At 37.2% G+C, this 15,548-nt stretch carries 15 protein-coding genes and 1 pseudogene; 13 read left to right on the top strand and 3 right to left on the bottom strand.

Going from position 1 to position 15,548, the window contains the following annotated elements; genetic code table 11:
• Positions 1-184: 184 nt before the first annotated feature.
• Complete coding sequence (locus CWO92_RS13120) at positions 185-946, bottom strand: SDR family oxidoreductase (protein ID WP_101354669.1); 762 nt, start codon at positions 944-946, stop codon at positions 185-187.
• 170 nt (positions 947-1,116) lie between these two features.
• Here CWO92_RS13120 and CWO92_RS13125 point away from each other — a divergent pair, with 170 nt between their 5' ends.
• The 11 genes and pseudogenes from CWO92_RS13125 to CWO92_RS13175 all read left to right on the top strand — a co-directional run bounded on the left by CWO92_RS13125 (position 1,117) and on the right by CWO92_RS13175 (position 11,919).
• Positions 1,117-1,722, top strand: a complete 606-nt coding sequence (locus CWO92_RS13125; RefSeq protein ID WP_101354670.1) for a TetR/AcrR family transcriptional regulator — start codon at positions 1,117-1,119, stop codon at positions 1,720-1,722.
• Between the two features lie 235 nt (positions 1,723-1,957).
• Positions 1,958-2,497 carry a GNAT family N-acetyltransferase gene (locus CWO92_RS13130; protein ID WP_199256861.1) on the top strand — a complete coding sequence of 180 codons (540 nt, stop codon included), beginning with the start codon at positions 1,958-1,960 and terminating at the stop codon, positions 2,495-2,497.
• 12 nt (positions 2,498-2,509) lie between these two features.
• Complete coding sequence (locus CWO92_RS13135) at positions 2,510-3,421, top strand: aminoglycoside phosphotransferase family protein (protein ID WP_101354672.1); 912 nt, start codon at positions 2,510-2,512, stop codon at positions 3,419-3,421.
• A gap of 12 nt (positions 3,422-3,433) precedes the next feature.
• Positions 3,434-3,958 (top strand): P-loop nucleotide/nucleoside kinase family protein, encoded by a 525-nt coding sequence (locus CWO92_RS13140; protein WP_101354673.1) that lies wholly within the window; start codon positions 3,434-3,436, stop codon positions 3,956-3,958.
• 206 nt (positions 3,959-4,164) lie between these two features.
• Positions 4,165-4,656, top strand: a complete 492-nt coding sequence (locus CWO92_RS13145; RefSeq protein WP_101354674.1) for a PTS sugar transporter subunit IIA — start codon at positions 4,165-4,167, stop codon at positions 4,654-4,656.
• Positions 4,657-4,696: 40 nt separating this feature from the next.
• Positions 4,697-5,524 carry a PRD domain-containing protein gene (locus tag CWO92_RS13150; protein ID WP_101354675.1) on the top strand — a complete coding sequence of 276 codons (828 nt, stop codon included), beginning with the start codon at positions 4,697-4,699 and terminating at the stop codon, positions 5,522-5,524.
• A gap of 264 nt (positions 5,525-5,788) precedes the next feature.
• Positions 5,789-7,255: an N-acetylglucosamine-specific PTS transporter subunit IIBC gene (gene nagE / locus CWO92_RS13155; protein ID WP_101354676.1), complete on the top strand. Its 1,467-nt coding sequence runs from the start codon at positions 5,789-5,791 to the stop codon at positions 7,253-7,255.
• A 192-nt stretch (positions 7,256-7,447) separates the two neighbouring features.
• A complete protein-coding gene (locus CWO92_RS13160; protein ID WP_101354677.1) occupies positions 7,448-7,933 on the top strand; it encodes a hypothetical protein in 486 nt (161 codons plus the stop codon).
• A 35-nt stretch (positions 7,934-7,968) separates the two neighbouring features.
• Positions 7,969-8,798: pseudogene (locus tag CWO92_RS13165) on the top strand (phosphotransferase).
• A 754-nt stretch (positions 8,799-9,552) separates the two neighbouring features.
• Complete coding sequence (locus CWO92_RS13170; protein ID WP_101354678.1) at positions 9,553-10,728, top strand: MFS transporter; 1,176 nt, start codon at positions 9,553-9,555, stop codon at positions 10,726-10,728.
• A gap of 330 nt (positions 10,729-11,058) precedes the next feature.
• A complete protein-coding gene (locus CWO92_RS13175; protein ID WP_101354679.1) occupies positions 11,059-11,919 on the top strand; it encodes a nuclease-related domain-containing protein in 861 nt (286 codons plus the stop codon).
• A 187-nt stretch (positions 11,920-12,106) separates the two neighbouring features.
• Here the strand turns inward: CWO92_RS13175 and CWO92_RS13180 are convergent, their stop codons facing one another.
• On the bottom strand, positions 12,107-13,024 hold the full coding sequence (locus CWO92_RS13180) for a DMT family transporter (protein ID WP_101354680.1): 918 nt from the start codon (positions 13,022-13,024) through the stop codon (positions 12,107-12,109).
• A gap of 852 nt (positions 13,025-13,876) precedes the next feature.
• Here CWO92_RS13180 and CWO92_RS13185 point away from each other — a divergent pair.
• A complete protein-coding gene (locus CWO92_RS13185; RefSeq protein WP_101354681.1) occupies positions 13,877-14,665 on the top strand; it encodes a hypothetical protein in 789 nt (262 codons plus the stop codon).
• Positions 14,666-14,670: 5 nt separating this feature from the next.
• Entirely contained in the window at positions 14,671-15,129 is a 459-nt protein-coding gene (locus tag CWO92_RS13190; RefSeq protein WP_101354682.1) for an inorganic phosphate transporter, read from the top strand.
• Positions 15,130-15,275: 146 nt separating this feature from the next.
• Here CWO92_RS13190 and CWO92_RS13195 read toward each other — a convergent pair whose 3' ends face one another.
• Positions 15,276-15,539, bottom strand: a complete 264-nt coding sequence (locus CWO92_RS13195) for an excalibur calcium-binding domain-containing protein (RefSeq protein WP_101354683.1) — start codon at positions 15,537-15,539, stop codon at positions 15,276-15,278.
• Positions 15,540-15,548: the final 9 nt, after the last annotated feature.

The raw sequence follows: 15,548 nt of genomic DNA on the forward strand, positions 1-15,548 counted from the left end.
TTGGGATAAATTCTTACTTTTAATAGAGTAATGGATAATAAAACGTACTAAGCTTCATATTATGGATGCTACGATGCGAAATTAGACAATTGACATGGACATGTTGGAATGTATTTCTTATACAAAATAAATCATGTTTCCATTATAAAAGGGCTTCCCATTAGGAAGCCCTAATCTATTGACTTTAAAATGCGGAAGTCCAACCAGCATCAGCTACCACTACAGTTCCATTAACAAAGCTTGATTCATCTGAAGCCAAGAATAAAGCAACATTTGCAATTTCTTCTGGTTTACCTGTGCGTGGCATAACAGCTTGTACTGCTTGTGTGCGACCGAATCCGAATTCATTAATGTTTTTCATAGAGGCACCAATATTTGTTTCCACTCCGCCTGGAGCAATAGCATTGCAGCGAATACCTTGGTTTGCATACATATATCCAGTATTCTTTGTAAGTCCAACAACAGCATGTTTCGATGCACCGTAAGCTGCACCTGCATGAGCACCATTTACTCCACCTGTGGAGGCAATATTTACGATAACGCCTTTGCCTTTTTCTAAGAAAATAGGGATTGCTTTACGCATCGCCCGCATAACACCTTTTGTATTTATATCAAAAATTAGATCCCATCTGTCATCACTAATGTCACCAACAGGCTCAAAACCATCCATTATTCCAGCATTATTCACAAGAATATCTAAAGTTCCATATTCGTTTACGGCAGTATCAATCATATTCTCAATATCCTCTAATTTCGCGACGTTTGCTTGAACTGCTTTTGCAATACCACCGTTATGGGTAATACCGTCAGCAACCGCTTTCGCACCTTCCACATTAAGGTCTGCAACGATGACTTTTGCCCCTTCCTTTGCATATAACTCAGCAATCGCTTTACCCATACCAGACGCTGCTCCCGTTACAACTGCAACCTTATCTTGTAGTTTCATAGTAAGTCACTCCATTCATATTGAACATTTGTTGGTTATCTTTCTACTTACTATAATATAATCGAAGTATGGAGCGTACAATCAGCAAATGAAGGCCAATTTGTTGAAAAATCAACACTATCCTTATTAAATGTATATTATCTTTTTTTATCGAACAGTGAGGGTTCCTTATGTCTAATAATATTCATCTTGATAGAAGAATCGCTAAATCTAAACAAGCTTTAAAGGATGCTTTAATATCGTTAATGCAAAAGAAGGATTTTAAGGAAATTACGATAAAAGAAATTGTACAATTAGCAGACTTAAATCGCGGTACTTTTTACAAACATTATCAATATAAAGAAGATCTGCTGGAAGAAATGATGGACGATGTCATAGCTAATTTAATTCTCTCTTATCGGGAGCCATATAAAAACAAGGAAACATTTGAGGTGAAAGAACTTACTTCATCGACAATTAAAATTTTTGACCACGTGGATAAATATAAGGAATTTTATACACTAGTTGTGCAATCCAATGCAATGTTAGGTTTTCAAAGTAAGATATGTGATGTGTTAAAAGAATTAGTCTTGCATGATTTGTATGATCACCGGCCCGAAATAAATATAGCCCCCAATCTACATGCCAGTTTTCAAGCATATGCGATTTTCGGCATGATAGTGGAGTGGATACAGCAAGGATTTAAATACAGTTCTACCTATATGGCGGAGCAATTATTGGCAATTATTAAGTACAGCCAAGTAAATGCTGTTGTGAAGTTACATATAAAGGAGTAGTTTATTGCAGACCAAATCGTATAATGTGATTTGGCCTTTTTCGCGGACCTAGGAGCTGTTTATCATTTCCTAATAATTTTCCATTTTAACGGATCCAGATTCCGCAGCCCTCTTCATTTAAGAAGGTTTTAGTAGATTAACGGATTCACTGTCTTTTCAAGTTTAAAAGAAAAGCAGGAAATATGTCTGTTATAGGGGAAATCCTTATTAATATACCTTCGAAAGGAGATAAATGATGATTTTTCAGAAAGATTCATTAGTCGTAAGGGAGCTAGTTGAGACAGATAAAGATATATTAGCAAAATGGCTATCCGATCCACATGTCCTAGAATATTATGAAGGCAGGGATAGGCCACATGATATAGAGATGGTAACGAAGCACTTTTATAATCGACAAAATAGAGAAATAGCAGGCTGTATCATAGAATACGAAGGGGTGGAAATTGGCTATATACAATTTTACCCATTAGAAGAGGACGAGAAAAAAGTGTATGGGTATGCAGATAACTGCGAAACGATATATGGTACCGATCAATTCATTGGGGAAATTTCGTATTGGAATAAAGGAATTGGTAAGCTGCTAGTTTCATCTATGATTGACTTTTTAGTGAAAGAAAAAGGGGCTGACAGAGTGGTAATGGATCCGCAAAGTTGGAATATGCGTGCGATTGCTTGTTATGAAAAGTGCGGGATGAAAAAAGTAAAATACCTGCCAAAACATGAAATGCATGAGGGAGAACTTCGGGATAGCTGGTTAATGGAATATAAAAAATAGGGGAGGAGTGGCATGGAAGAGTTAAAAGTCAGGATTCCAAGACTTCATTCAGCACAAAAAATCGAAGAGATAAGAAAGGGATATTCCTTTGATAAGAAGTATTTGGTTGTCGTCAACAAACATGAGAAATATTTATTGCGTACAAGCAACGTTCAAGAATATGCAAGAAAAACAACAGAGTTTGCTATTTTGAAAGAAATGAAGCAGTTGAACGTTCGGTCTCCTGAAGCGGTGGAGATAGGGGTACTAGAGGATTTGGAAATATGTTATAGCATATATTCCTATGTAGAAGGAGAAGATGCAAAGTCTCTGTTGCCGGCTTATGCCCCTAACGAGCAGTATTCCATTGGTGTTGCAGCTAGCCATGATCTTAAACACATGCATTCCCTAAATGCACCGCCATATATTGGCTCATGGTTTCATAGGATCACGAAGAAACATAAGAGATACATAGATGCCTATAAAAGCTGCGGTAAAAGAATCCAGTATGACGAAAAGCTAATGGATTTTATTGAAACCAATATAGATTATCTAAAAAATCGCCCAAGTCGTTTCCAGCATGATGATTTCCACTTAGGAAATATCATCGTGAAGGAAAAGCAATATAGTGGTGTAATCGATTTTGATCGATTTGATTGGGGAGATCCGATTCATGACTTTGTAAAAGTAGGAATGTTCTCATGTGAAATAAGCATTCCTTTTTCGATAGGACAAGTAACAGGATATTTTAATGGAGAGATTCCTCCTCATTTTTGGAGAGTTTACTCCATTTATTTAGCCATGACGATATTTTCTTCCATTGTCTGGACTTTGAAAGTGGTGCCAGGCACCATCGATGAAATGATGGAGCGATTGTATCGGGTGATGGAGGAACATAAGAATTTTGAGAGTTTCCAACCCAACTGGTTTTCAACTCCAAGTTAAGAGGAGGTTTTTATGTTTTTTCTGCAAATGTCTGGCGTGCCTGGATCGGGAAAATCAACGCTTGCAAGACAAATAGGAAAGGCGACAGGTGCAATTGTAATCGATCACGATATTGTGAAATCGGCTTTGTTGAAATCATTGGATGCAAGAAACTTGGATGTTAGAACGACGGGAAGTGTTTCTTACGATATTGAATGGGCATTAATCGATTTCTATTTATCGCAAGGACATTGCGTAATTTTTGACAGTCCGTGTTTCTATCAGGAAATGTTGGAGAAGGGGCAAGGCCTTTCCAAAAAACATCAAGCAAATTATAAATATATAGAATGTTATTTAGATGATTACATAGAAATAAATAAAAGGTTAAAAACTAGACAGCGAATGATAAGTCAAATTCAGGAAGTAGAATCAGAGGAAATGTTGCAAGCGTCGATTTATAATAGTAAGCGGCCGCAAGATACAGCATTCATAAAGGTGGATACATCAAGGCCAAATCAATATTATATTGAGGATGTCATAAATTATTTACAAGAATAATACATAGGGAAAAACTTCTGATAAAAAAATGTTACCGCTTCCACTTGAATACGAAAAAAAATCATGATAATATGTACCTAATACTTTAATAATACATCACATGTTACTGATCCGATCAGGCATGGTGGTAATTGGAAGGTCCTAATATTCCCCCTTCTTTATACCGCCATGCCTTTTTGCGACTAAATATAGAGGAGTCTATGAATATGTTCAAAAAAAATCTTTTCAAAAAAACACCATTAGAAATGTATGCGCCTGTAAACGGACAAATTATTCCAATTGAAGAGGTACCGGACCCAGTTTTTAACCAAAAAATGATGGGGGAAGGGATAGCTATTATGCCATCGAATGGCGGGATTCATGCCCCTGTGGAAGGGACCATTATTCAGGTCGCTCCAACTATGCATGCAGTAGGAATTTTAGCAAAAGATGGTACGGAAATTTTGATTCATATTGGATTAGAAACGGTTGCTTTAAAGGGAGAAGGCTTTACTGTTCGCGTAAAAGAAGGAGATAAAGTCTCCATGGGTCAGCTTTTAATCGAAGTAGATTGGGATTATATTAGTACCCATGCAAGTAGCACAGTAACTCCCATCATCATAACCAATAGTCATGATGGATCGAAACAGTTTACATTCACGGAGGAGAAAGAAGGAATTCAAGGCCAGACCGTTATCATGACAGCATCCGGAAAATGATGACAATATATATATTGTGAATACAAGGAGATGACTTCGGATGAAAATAACGAGGATCCTGAATAATAATGCTGTCATTGTAAAGGACGGCATCCAGGAAAAAATTGCTGTTGGAGCGGGAATTGCCTTTGGCAAGAAGAGAAATGATATCGTCAATGCAAAAAAGATAGAAAAGCTTTTTGTTATGAAGGAAAACGAAAAGCTTCAGCAGCTCCTTAGCAGAATTCCGGAAGAGCATTTTATCATCTCAGAAAAAATTATTTCTTATGCAGAAGAATATCTGGGTACTAAGTTAAATGAACATATTCATATTGCTCTAACAGACCATCTATCCTATGCAATGGAGCGAGAAACAGAAGGTATTCAACTGAAAAACAAGCTTTTGCATGAAATTAAAATTCTATATAAGAAGGAATTTGAAATTGGTTTGTGGGCAATTAATTTTATTGAAAAAACCTTTCAAATAAGAATGCCTGAGGATGAGGCAGGCTATATTGCTCTCCATATCCATACGATGAAGCTGCAAGGCGGCGATATGCGCCAAACCATAATCCAGACGACCATCATACGTGACATTGTAGAAACAATCATGAACTTTCTTCATATCCAGGTGAAGGAAGATGATATATCCTATCATCGGCTTATAACTCATTTAAGATTTGCCTTAACAAGAATGAATCAGGATGAAACCCACACAATGGACGATGAAATGCTTGAGATGATTAATAAGAAATTCCCGCTTTCTTACCAATGTGCCTTAGCAGTAGCAAATGACCTATCTGCGAATTATGATATGACGTTGCCAGAACATGAATTGGGGTATATCACCCTGCATATTGAACGGTTAAGAAAACAATGGATTGAATAAGTAATAAGCTTTCTCCATGAAAGAAATTTCTAGCGTATATCTGAGAAAAACGGAAAGGAGTGTTGCTACGGGAGATGGAACCAGCCGAAAGTAACATGTGGACGGAGTAATAAGAAACGCCTTAGATATTATTTTTTCAATTATCCTTACCATATTCACTCCGAATTCCTTGTTTCAAAGTGGATGATTCTAATCCCAAAAAAAGAAGATTACTAGCTTTTCAAAAAAAGAGGCTTAAGAAAAAATTTTAGGGGGAATAAAAATATGGTAATGAAGTATTTACAACGAATTGGCCGCTCCTTAATGTTGCCAGTAGCCGTTTTACCAGCTGCAGCGATATTAATGGGTATCGGTTATTGGATTGACCCGGATGGTTGGGGTGCTGGAAGTCCAATAGCAGCATTCTTGATTAAAGCTGGAGGATCTATCATTGATCATATTCCAATTTTATTTGCTGTTGGGGTTGCTTTAGGAATGGCCAAAGAGAGGGATGGATCGGCAGCAATTAGCGGGTTAGTTGCTTTTCTAGTTGCAACTACTTTGCTTTCAACAGATGCTGTAGCAATGTTAAAAGGAATAGAAGAAAAAAGCGTCGATCCTGCATTCGGAAAAATTGATAATGCATTTATTGGTATTCTCTCAGGTATCGTTGCTTCTGTAATGTATAACCGTTTTAGTAAAGTAAAATTACCGGATTTCCTGGCTTTCTTTAGTGGAAAACGTTTAGTGCCTATAATGACAGCGGTTGCAATGATTGTGATTTCTGTTGTGCTGTTCTTCGTATGGCCTGTCATTTATACTGGTTTGGTTTCATTTGGAGAAGGAATTAGTAAGTTGGGTGCAGTTGGTGCTGGCTTATATGGATTCTTTAACCGTCTATTAATTCCAATTGGCTTACACCATGCCTTAAACGCTGTATTCTGGTTTGATGTTGCTGGCATTGATGATATTAAAAACTTCTGGGCATCCAAAGGTACAAAAGGTGTTACAGGTATGTACCAAGCAGGTTTCTTCCCAGTTATGATGTTTGGTTTACCAGCGGCAGCACTTGCAATGTATCACACAGCAAAAACAAAACACAAAAAACAAGTGGCATCCTTGATGATGGCAGCCGGTTTTGCCTCCTTCTTTACAGGGGTTACAGAACCACTTGAGTTCTCATTCATGTTTGTAGCTCCAGCACTTTATGTAGTACACGCAGTTTTAACAGGACTTTCTTTAATGATTGCGGCACTTTTCCATTGGACAGCAGGATTTGGATTTAGTGCGGGATTTGTTGACTTCGTGTTGAGCCTGAGAATACCAATTGCGAATATGCCTTTAATGTTGTTAGTACAAGGTTTAGTATTTGCGGTCATTTATTATTTTGTATTCCGCTTCATTATTACAAAGTTTAACCTTATGACCCCTGGGCGAGGAGAAGAAATGGATGAGGGCGTAAGTGTCATGGAACAAGAAGTAGCAGCAACAGCTACTAACAAAGCAAATAGATTCACTGCAATGGCTGAAAAAATTTATGAAGGCTTAGGCGGAGCTGAAAATGTTGTATCTGTTGATAACTGTGTTACACGTCTTAGAGTAGAAGTAAAAGATATGAATAAAGTGGATAAAAATAAAATCAAAGCCACAGGTGTTCCGGGAATTAATGTGGTTGGTGCAACAAGCATACAAGTTATCGTGGGCACAAATGTTCAATTTGTAGCGGATGAGATTCATAGAATCCGCAGTTAACATATGGAGGAAGAGGCTGGGACATAAGTAAAAAACTCATTGAAATAGGTTAAATCTACGAAAGCAAAAACGCATGAAATCACGGTTTTTAAATTTGATTTCATGTGTTTTTTTGATTTTCACTGCGTTTTGTCCCAGCCTCTTTTTCATGAAAAGAAGAAAAATGCACATCCTAAAACAGGAGGTGTGCAGATGAAAAGACCGAAGTTTCTTTTATTTTTGATCATGATCCTACCTTGGTTTACATTGCCATTTTTGGGTGGAAAGGCGATAAAAAGATTTCTTCCAGCAGCCATTTTTATAAGTATTGTATCCAAAGTAATAGATATTATCGCAAAGAAACGTAAATGGTGGAAATATTATACAACCATTCATCCGTTGTTAAAGGGCAGCATGCCACTAGTACTCGGTCCATTCTTCGCATCGGCTTTATGGAGTTTGAAAAATACTTATGGAAAATTTGCATCCTATATAATGAGTAATCTACTTTTACATGTTGCATTTGCAACAATCGGAATGTCGATCTTGAAACGTTTAAGAATCACTTCATTAGATAAAATGAATCGTGTTCAGCTTGTCTTTGTCCTTTTATTTAGAGCATTGGTATTATACGGATTTCAATTTATGAAAGAAAGCATAGAGAAGAGAAGGAGTAATCAAATACCTCCTCGAAATTAAAGGAAGGTTAATTTTAGAGGAAGCAGGTATTTTTCATGGAACTGCAGTTTTTATTCGAAGAACCCATATTAGAAATTTGCGAACTAACTCCTGGCTATTCTGATCATGCAAGTGATGTTTGGCTCGTTAAAACAGCCAGTCAAGAGGCTGTAGTGCGTGCCTCCAGATTAAAGGAAGATCCTAACAATGATTTCTGGCGGGGCTGTAAGAACGTTTTTGGGATCGATCCGAGAATGGTATTTACACTAGAAAACGTGAATAATACTTTAAGCGAAATTAGTTCTTTCCCGGTTCCGAAAGTGATGAAAAAGGAAGGTCCTTGCGGGAATACGTCGTAGTGGAGAAGCTGGAAGGACAAGCTGTTCAGACTTTTATTGGCCAGGATTCTTCTGTGTTGGAGAGTCTAGGGGAAGGGTTAGCAAGAATTCATCAACATCGGGAAAACTATGCCGGAAATCCATCTGGAACTTTTCAAGTGTCATTGCATGAATTTCATCATCATTTAAGTAAGGGTGCTGCCAAGCTTGTGTCTAAATTTCACTCTGACAATGAAAAAATAGCTGCCATGCTGCCGGAGGTTACGGAACTCCTAAGCTCATTGCCTTATCCAGAAACCTCTGCGTTTGTATTAGTGGATATTGACCCTTCACAGTTTTTATCGAATGGAAAGGAAATGACAGGATTGGTAGATACAGAGGCATATGTTATATCCCCAAGAGAGTTTGATTTTATTGGATTAGAGTATATATTGGATAAGCAATCTGCTCAAGATTTCAAACGTGGCTATGAAAAAATTATGCCTTTTCCTGACTTGCAAAAGGTAAGACTTCCTTATCGGTATTTTTATAGACTGTTGTCAGTGTAGGGGGATGCTGATTTGGATGAGTGGTTGGGGTATGAAGTATTATTTTAATGGAGTCTGGAATTATTACTTTGAGGGGTAATTTTTCTCAGGAAGTGCGTGTGCGAATAGTACTGGTAATGAATATCCTTTAAGAGTGAAATTGGTTAATCGGTAATATGTATATCCCTCGCCACCCAATTGAAGGTCGATTTAAATCCGAATTTACTCGCATTAATTGCGCTTTTCTCTTTACTTGCATCCTCTATTCTGAAAAACACCACAAAACCCGTTTTCTTCTTATTTATACGGAATATCCCTATAACCTTAAGATTACTTCTTGTGCCTTTCATAACAAAAGGGGTAGGAGTATATAATGATTGAATCCCAAGAATGTCTGTATGGATAAATAGTGATAAACTTCGTATTCATCCTCGCTAGGTGCAAATCAATAGCTAGTTCGGATGGAATACTTCCTATCTGATTTTCCATCATTTAGCTGCCATATTATATTTTTTAACATTTCGTAGGCTGTATTGAGAAGGATTCGCAACAGCCGGGTTTAAAGTAGAGTGGTTTTATTAGAATTTCTAGAGATATCTAAGCTTTATAAGCTGTTTCTTGAACAATATCGAGAGCATCTTCCATAGAGGTAGGCAGTTCGGTTTCAAAAAATATTATAAGTAATTCTTATGGTTAATTATAGAATTTTTATAATTTCACTTATAGGAAAATTATTTTAAACTGTAGGAAAATAACGGGAGTAGAGGTCCTTTTTATGAGAAATAAACGGAACTATTTATTAGGGATTACGATTACGGGATTTGGGGATGGAATTCAGCAAATAGCATTGATGTGGTATATATTTCATCTTACTGGTGAAGCGGCTTCGATTGGGCTAATGATAGCCATCTATTATTTGCCAAGCATGCTTCTAACGCCATTTCTTTCTGTATATATAGATCATCATGATTCGAAAAATATTGTGGTTGCAACGGACGCTCTTCGTTTTTTGTTTGTTTTTGTTATGGCGGTATTGATATTTTTTCATGTGGAATCAGCCGTCTTGTTTTACTTGATGCAATTTATCCTTGCCATATGCTATACCATTTACAAACCGGCATCTCAATCGTTTATAAAAGAATCCTTTTCCAATCAAGATATTCCATTGGTGATTGCAAATTCGTCTTCCTTAAGTGAAGCAGCAGCCCTTGCTGGTATGGCAGTTTCTGGTGTGTTATTAGTGAATCTATCTATTTCCGCTAGTTTTTTTATTAATTCCCTTACATTTTTAGTAGCCGCCATCCTGTACTTTTTTATAAAAAGGGTTCGTCCAAAACAATGGAGAGGCGGTAAGGTTCACTATATACCTGAATTGGTGGCAGGATGGAAGTTTATTAATCAAAAGGCGGGGATGAAGTTTTTATTGTTCTTATCGATTATAAATAGCATCAGTATCCAAATGACCACTACTTTAATGCTGCCGCTTGCTCATCAGTTTCACGGTGGCAGCGCGTTATATTCTTCGTTTGAAATGGCTTTTTCTATTGGGGGAATTGTCTCAGGTCTGGTGGTTACGTATTTTTTGAAAAAACTCAAACGAAAAGTGATTTTGGTGACGATGGCAGGCATGATGATTTCTGCGTTTCTTTTATATGTGAATGATTTCAAAATTGCTGCAGTCATCTGCATCTTCATCTTAGGACTATTCACCATGGCACATTTAACCATTGTGCAAACGCTCATACAATTAAACACAACGAAAGAATATATTGGGAGAGTTATAGGGTTAAGGACCATTCTAGCATCCTTTGTCAAAATGTCTTCAGCATTATTAACCGGTACACTTATTAGTAGTCTTGGCATTCAGAATATCTTGCTAGCTTTTGTTGTCCTCATTTTACTGAGCTTTTTAACGTGGGGGAATATGAAGAGGGTAGAGGTGCCTGTTTAAATTGGGGCTGTTCGAGTGGCGATTCGGACGGATTTGATGGTGTGGTTTTGGGTCTTAATACCCAAAACGGTCCGTTCGATGTCCATTTCGGTCCATTGAGCAAGGAGCTCGGTCCATTCGGTAGCTATCTCGGTCCGTTGCCCTCACTTTTCGGTCCATTCAAAAAGGAATACCCCAACTTATGTAGAATATAGTCGATAGAAAACTAAAGGAGTTGATTACATGATAAAAAAAGAACGGGAAGTTCCTATAAAACTAGTAAAGTTGGAAGCATTGGATCGACGTATCTCATCTACTCATCCCAAATAGGCAATAATTAACGAAGAATTAATGAAAAGGAGGGCAGGTTATAATGGGGAGAAATCAGTCAACTACCACTTGAGTTTCTTAGAAGATAAAAAGTATCATATATTACATGATCTTAGGCTTGAAAATATCCGCGGTCAGCATTTTCAAATCGATACCTTCCTTTCGACCCCCAAATTCATAACAATTATCGATATTAAAAATATTAGTGGAACTATCCTATTCGATCATCACTTTCATCAACTTATCCAGAAAAATGGAGATATAGAAAGGGCATATCAAGATCCTATTTCCCAAGTAAAACGGCACCAGCTCCAATTAAAAGAATGGCTGAACCATTATAAATTTCCGGATATCCCCATTCTCCCACGTGTTGTCATCAGTAATTCTTCTACCATAATCAAAGAAATCGGCAACTCTAAAGACTCTCAAATGATTACAAAGGCAGTTCATATTAACTTTGAGATTAGTAATTTTGATAAAATTTACACTAAAGAAAAAATAACCGTAAAGGAATGGACAAAACTTTCAAAACTACTTATTAAAAAACATACACCTGAGGAATATAACGTATTGGAAAACTTCAATATTCATAAAAATGAAATCCTCACCGGTGTCCACTGTCCTAATTGTTCTCCAATACCTATGGAAAGAATATATGGAAAATGGCTATGTCCGTCCTGCCACTATATTTCAAGAACAGCCCATATGTCTGCACTAAGAGATTACGCACTTATTATCGGAACATCGATTACCAACCAGGGTATCCGCCAATTTCTTCATCTCTCATCTAAAAATATAGTCAACAATATTGCGAAATCAATGAATCTGCCCCACACTGGTGTTGGGAAAGCAAGAATCTATCATTTGCAACAGTTGTTGTGAACTTGAGCGTGGTCTGGTCTGTTTTTGAAGTGCATTGCAGGGATTGGTTATTTATGTGGGTCTAAGTACCTAATTTGGTCCATTCAACTTTAAATTCGGTCCGTTCTGAGGCATTTTCGGTCTGTTGACCACTCATCTCGGTCCGTTTACCGTACTTTTCGGTCCATTCCACTTTCTCCACATCTGTTTAATTCTTACCTAGAGAAGACTCCTTTGCATGTGTTATTCGCTTATTCCCTGTTTCCTGAACAAGTAAAACCGCTGCAAGGACTATAATAATCCCAATATATTGCCAGGCAAGTAAGGTTTCACCGAATACGAGAAAGCTCATAATCGATGCGACTACTGGTTCAATGGTTGCCATGATGGATGCGCGACTGGATTCTACTTTGGTCAAACCTTTTGTGTAGAGCAAAAAGGCTAATAGGGTAGAAAAAAGTCCGAGACCAATAATGTTAAACCAGGCATGGAAGTTTGAAAATAGATGGTCAGCAGACCATAATTTACTAAACGGTGTGGCGGCTATGGCAGCAAAAATAAACGTATAAACCGTGACCGTTAGCGTATTGTATTTTTGAAGTGCGTACTTTCCAAAAATACTGTATAGGGCATAGAAAAGACCGGAACCTAGACCAAATAATAGACCCAAGAAAGAAATCGATCCATGAAAGGCCGGCAGAACACCGATGACAAAGGCACAGCCGATAAAAGTCGTAACTAATGCGACTACTTTACGGGTTGTAAACCATTCTTTAAAAAGAAATCTGGAAAAAATAGCGACAAAGGCTGGTGCAGTATAAAGCAAGATCACAGAAATGGAAATGGAGGTTACTTCCATAGCACGGAACAAGCACCAGTTAAATAGTACAAAGCTGATAATTCCAGTTCCTATAAAATATTTACTATCCGCGATGTTGATTTTTAACATGCTTGGATCTTTAAATATCAAATAAAAAACTAGTGCAATGGAAGCGAAAAGTGCACGAATGGCAACGACCTGTAATGGCGTGAAGCCGATAGTATATAAATTTGTCACAAAAACCCCAATGATTCCCCAAAAAAAAGCACCTGCTCCAACTAGAATCAATGGCAACTTAGGATGCATTTTTGCTACCTCCATTCTTGAGTGGTAATTTCATAATAATCAAATTATTACATACAGCTGGGAAACATGCTATAAAAAGAGGCAATTCAAATGTAAGAGGTATTTATGTAGGACTGTTAAGCAAAGGATGATGCGAACATGGAGAGACAGCCCCAAGCAGAGATATTTTAAAGGAACCTGCTTTTGAAAAATATCTCAAAGATTAGGGCTGAAAGAACTACCAGTCGGGGTAATAAAGAGGGTGGTGGTGAATGAGTACACACCAGAGCTTGGGATGGCATTGAATCCCTGATGCACGCGGAATGGGCATCGAAAAATTGTTTGTGCCACTTGGTACTTGGTGGCAAAGTCCTTAAGCAATAAGAATACGAAGACGATGGCGGGTCATGGGTGTTGAAAAAAAGAATTATAGAAGAGATGTTAACAACCAAAAGTTGGTGCGATACATTCAATAGGCATAGCAATGGCATACGAATTGATAACAAGTTTTTTTACTTGTTATAGGGAAATAACGGCAAAAAACATAATAGTTTTAAAGGACTGTGATTGTTGTACGCCTAAATCGATTGTCAACGTACCAGCAATACACCTGACACGCCATAAGTTTTATAAAACACTTCATCTACAAGAAAGATTATTTTTTCTCGCGAATACTCACTTTTTCGCAGGATTTCATAGTGAAATACAGGAGCGGTAGCTAGTCCTTTATCCATTCTGTCTAGCTTTATTTCCCTTAAAATACTATTCCGAGGATGATGAAATCTTGTGAGTGAAATGAGGAGCTAATTAACTAAGTATAAATGCTACCTACATTTGGAAATATAACATTAATAATTCCTAAGGGTGGATTAAATGGACAATTACACAACTGATAATACAGCCAGACGATATAAAGCACATGTTAGTATATTAGGAACAACACAACTGCATTTAAGAAATCCTTATATTATTGCTTGGTGGTCCGCAGCGTTTCCGGGATTTGGGCATATGCTTTTATCAAAATATCTTAGAGGATATGCATTATTTATTTGGGAAGTTATCGTCAATGTTGAGGCCCATGTGAATTCTTCCATGATTTATTCCTTTCAAGGGAATATAGACATGGCAAGAGAGGTATTAAACACAAGGTGGGTTCTTATGTATATCCCTGTCTACCTTTTCGGTATCTGGGATAGTTATCGGACAACAGTAGATATGAATAGAGTGTACCTTTTAGCAGAAAGGGAGGATCACCGTTTTAATTTTTATTCAATTGGAGCGTTAGAAATTAATTATTTGGATAAACGCAATCCAGTAGTTGCTTTGATGTGGTCAATGTTTATTCCTGGTTTAGGACAGCTCTATATTCATAGAATTTTAACGGCTATATTTCTAATCATCTGGTTAGTTGTGTTTTACTATTATTCGCATTTTGCGGAAGGTGTCTTACTTTTGATATTAGGGAACGTAAAAGAAGCTACCTCCGTTTTAAAACCAGAATGGCTCCTTTTTCTGCCTTCGCTTTATGGGTTTGCCGCTTATGATTCTTATATTAATACGGTCGAAAATAATAAGCTTTTCGAAAAAGAGTTAAGAAAACATTTAACCAACAATTATCAGGCGAGGGAATTCCAAATTTTAAAAGGACAAAAGGTGAAGTGAGCCATATGCAGCTTTTTTCAACATTTGAAACTAATACTTTTTTAGAAATGGCCATTTCTACGTTGGAAAAGAAAGGAATTCCAAAAGAGAATATATTTGCAGTACCTCTTGATAATAGAAAAGAAGACCGTAAGATTTTTGATTCCATGCATCGCTCAGATGGGACAACCTTAATTGATATTGGCATGGGGCTTGCCACTGCCTTCGCTGTTATTGGTGCAAGTATCGGATTTAAATTAGCATGGGGTCCCATTTATTGGGGGTTAATCAGTGCCTTTATTGGGTTTGTTATTGGCTTTTTTATTCGGCTTTTTTTTGAATTGGTTGTTAAGAAAAGGAAAAGAGTATTAAAAGGTAAGCATTCTGAAATCATTCTAATTGTTGATTGTGAAGAATCACAGGCAGAACTAATCGAGAATATACTTTGGAGCCATTTTGCTTTAGGCGTAGCCAAAATAAAATGATTGAAACTATATTGAGGCATGAAGTTCAGAGTCCTAACCAGGTTGAAATAGAAAGTTTTTGGTAAAGTGAACGGAAAAAAGGCTAGCCATAGTTGGATAGCCTTTTTCATATAATATACTTCTCAATCCTTGTTAAACATTCCTTATTAGCGTTCACATGCGATGAAATCATGATCCCGGTCTTTGCTTTTATTTGCATCATAAAGTGCTTTTGATACAAATGGTTTATAGTGAGTCTTCCCGCCTTTGTTTTTGACAGAGGAGGAACGAGCTACTCCACCTTTGTAAACTTTGTTTAATGCGGCACAGTTTTTATACTTTTTGACAATTGTCTTTGCGGACGCTTCCTCTGACACTAAAAAGGAAAAAATGAGACCAATAGATAAAAAAATAGCAAAAACCTTTTTCATATAAATCCC

The organism is Heyndrickxia camelliae (assembly GCF_002844575.1).
Classification (GTDB): domain Bacteria; phylum Bacillota; class Bacilli; order Bacillales; family Bacillaceae_C; genus Margalitia; species Margalitia camelliae.

Bases quoted from the DNA above. Each gene is read 5' to 3' on its own strand.
- CWO92_RS13175 (WP_101354679.1), top strand. From the start codon at position 11,059: ATGAAAAGGAGGGCAGGTTATAATGGGGAGAAATCAGTCAACTACCAC.
- CWO92_RS13160 (WP_101354677.1), top strand. From the start codon at position 7,448: ATGAAAAGACCGAAGTTTCTTTTATTTTTGATCATGATCCTACCTTGG.
- CWO92_RS13185 (WP_101354681.1), top strand. From the start codon at position 13,877: ATGGACAATTACACAACTGATAATACAGCCAGACGATATAAAGCACAT.
- CWO92_RS13130 (WP_199256861.1), top strand. From the start codon at position 1,958: ATGATTTTTCAGAAAGATTCATTAGTCGTAAGGGAGCTAGTTGAGACA.
- CWO92_RS13190 (WP_101354682.1), top strand. From the start codon at position 14,671: ATGCAGCTTTTTTCAACATTTGAAACTAATACTTTTTTAGAAATGGCC.
- nagE (WP_101354676.1), top strand. From the start codon at position 5,789: ATGGTAATGAAGTATTTACAACGAATTGGCCGCTCCTTAATGTTGCCA.
- CWO92_RS13120 (WP_101354669.1), bottom strand. From the start codon at position 946: ATGAAACTACAAGATAAGGTTGCAGTTGTAACGGGAGCAGCGTCTGGT.
- CWO92_RS13195 (WP_101354683.1), bottom strand. From the start codon at position 15,539: ATGAAAAAGGTTTTTGCTATTTTTTTATCTATTGGTCTCATTTTTTCC.
- CWO92_RS13135 (WP_101354672.1), top strand. From the start codon at position 2,510: ATGGAAGAGTTAAAAGTCAGGATTCCAAGACTTCATTCAGCACAAAAA.
- CWO92_RS13125 (WP_101354670.1), top strand. From the start codon at position 1,117: ATGTCTAATAATATTCATCTTGATAGAAGAATCGCTAAATCTAAACAA.
- CWO92_RS13145 (WP_101354674.1), top strand. From the start codon at position 4,165: ATGTTCAAAAAAAATCTTTTCAAAAAAACACCATTAGAAATGTATGCG.
- CWO92_RS13170 (WP_101354678.1), top strand. From the start codon at position 9,553: ATGAGAAATAAACGGAACTATTTATTAGGGATTACGATTACGGGATTT.
- CWO92_RS13150 (WP_101354675.1), top strand. From the start codon at position 4,697: ATGAAAATAACGAGGATCCTGAATAATAATGCTGTCATTGTAAAGGAC.
- CWO92_RS13180 (WP_101354680.1), bottom strand. From the start codon at position 13,024: ATGCATCCTAAGTTGCCATTGATTCTAGTTGGAGCAGGTGCTTTTTTT.
- CWO92_RS13140 (WP_101354673.1), top strand. From the start codon at position 3,434: ATGTTTTTTCTGCAAATGTCTGGCGTGCCTGGATCGGGAAAATCAACG.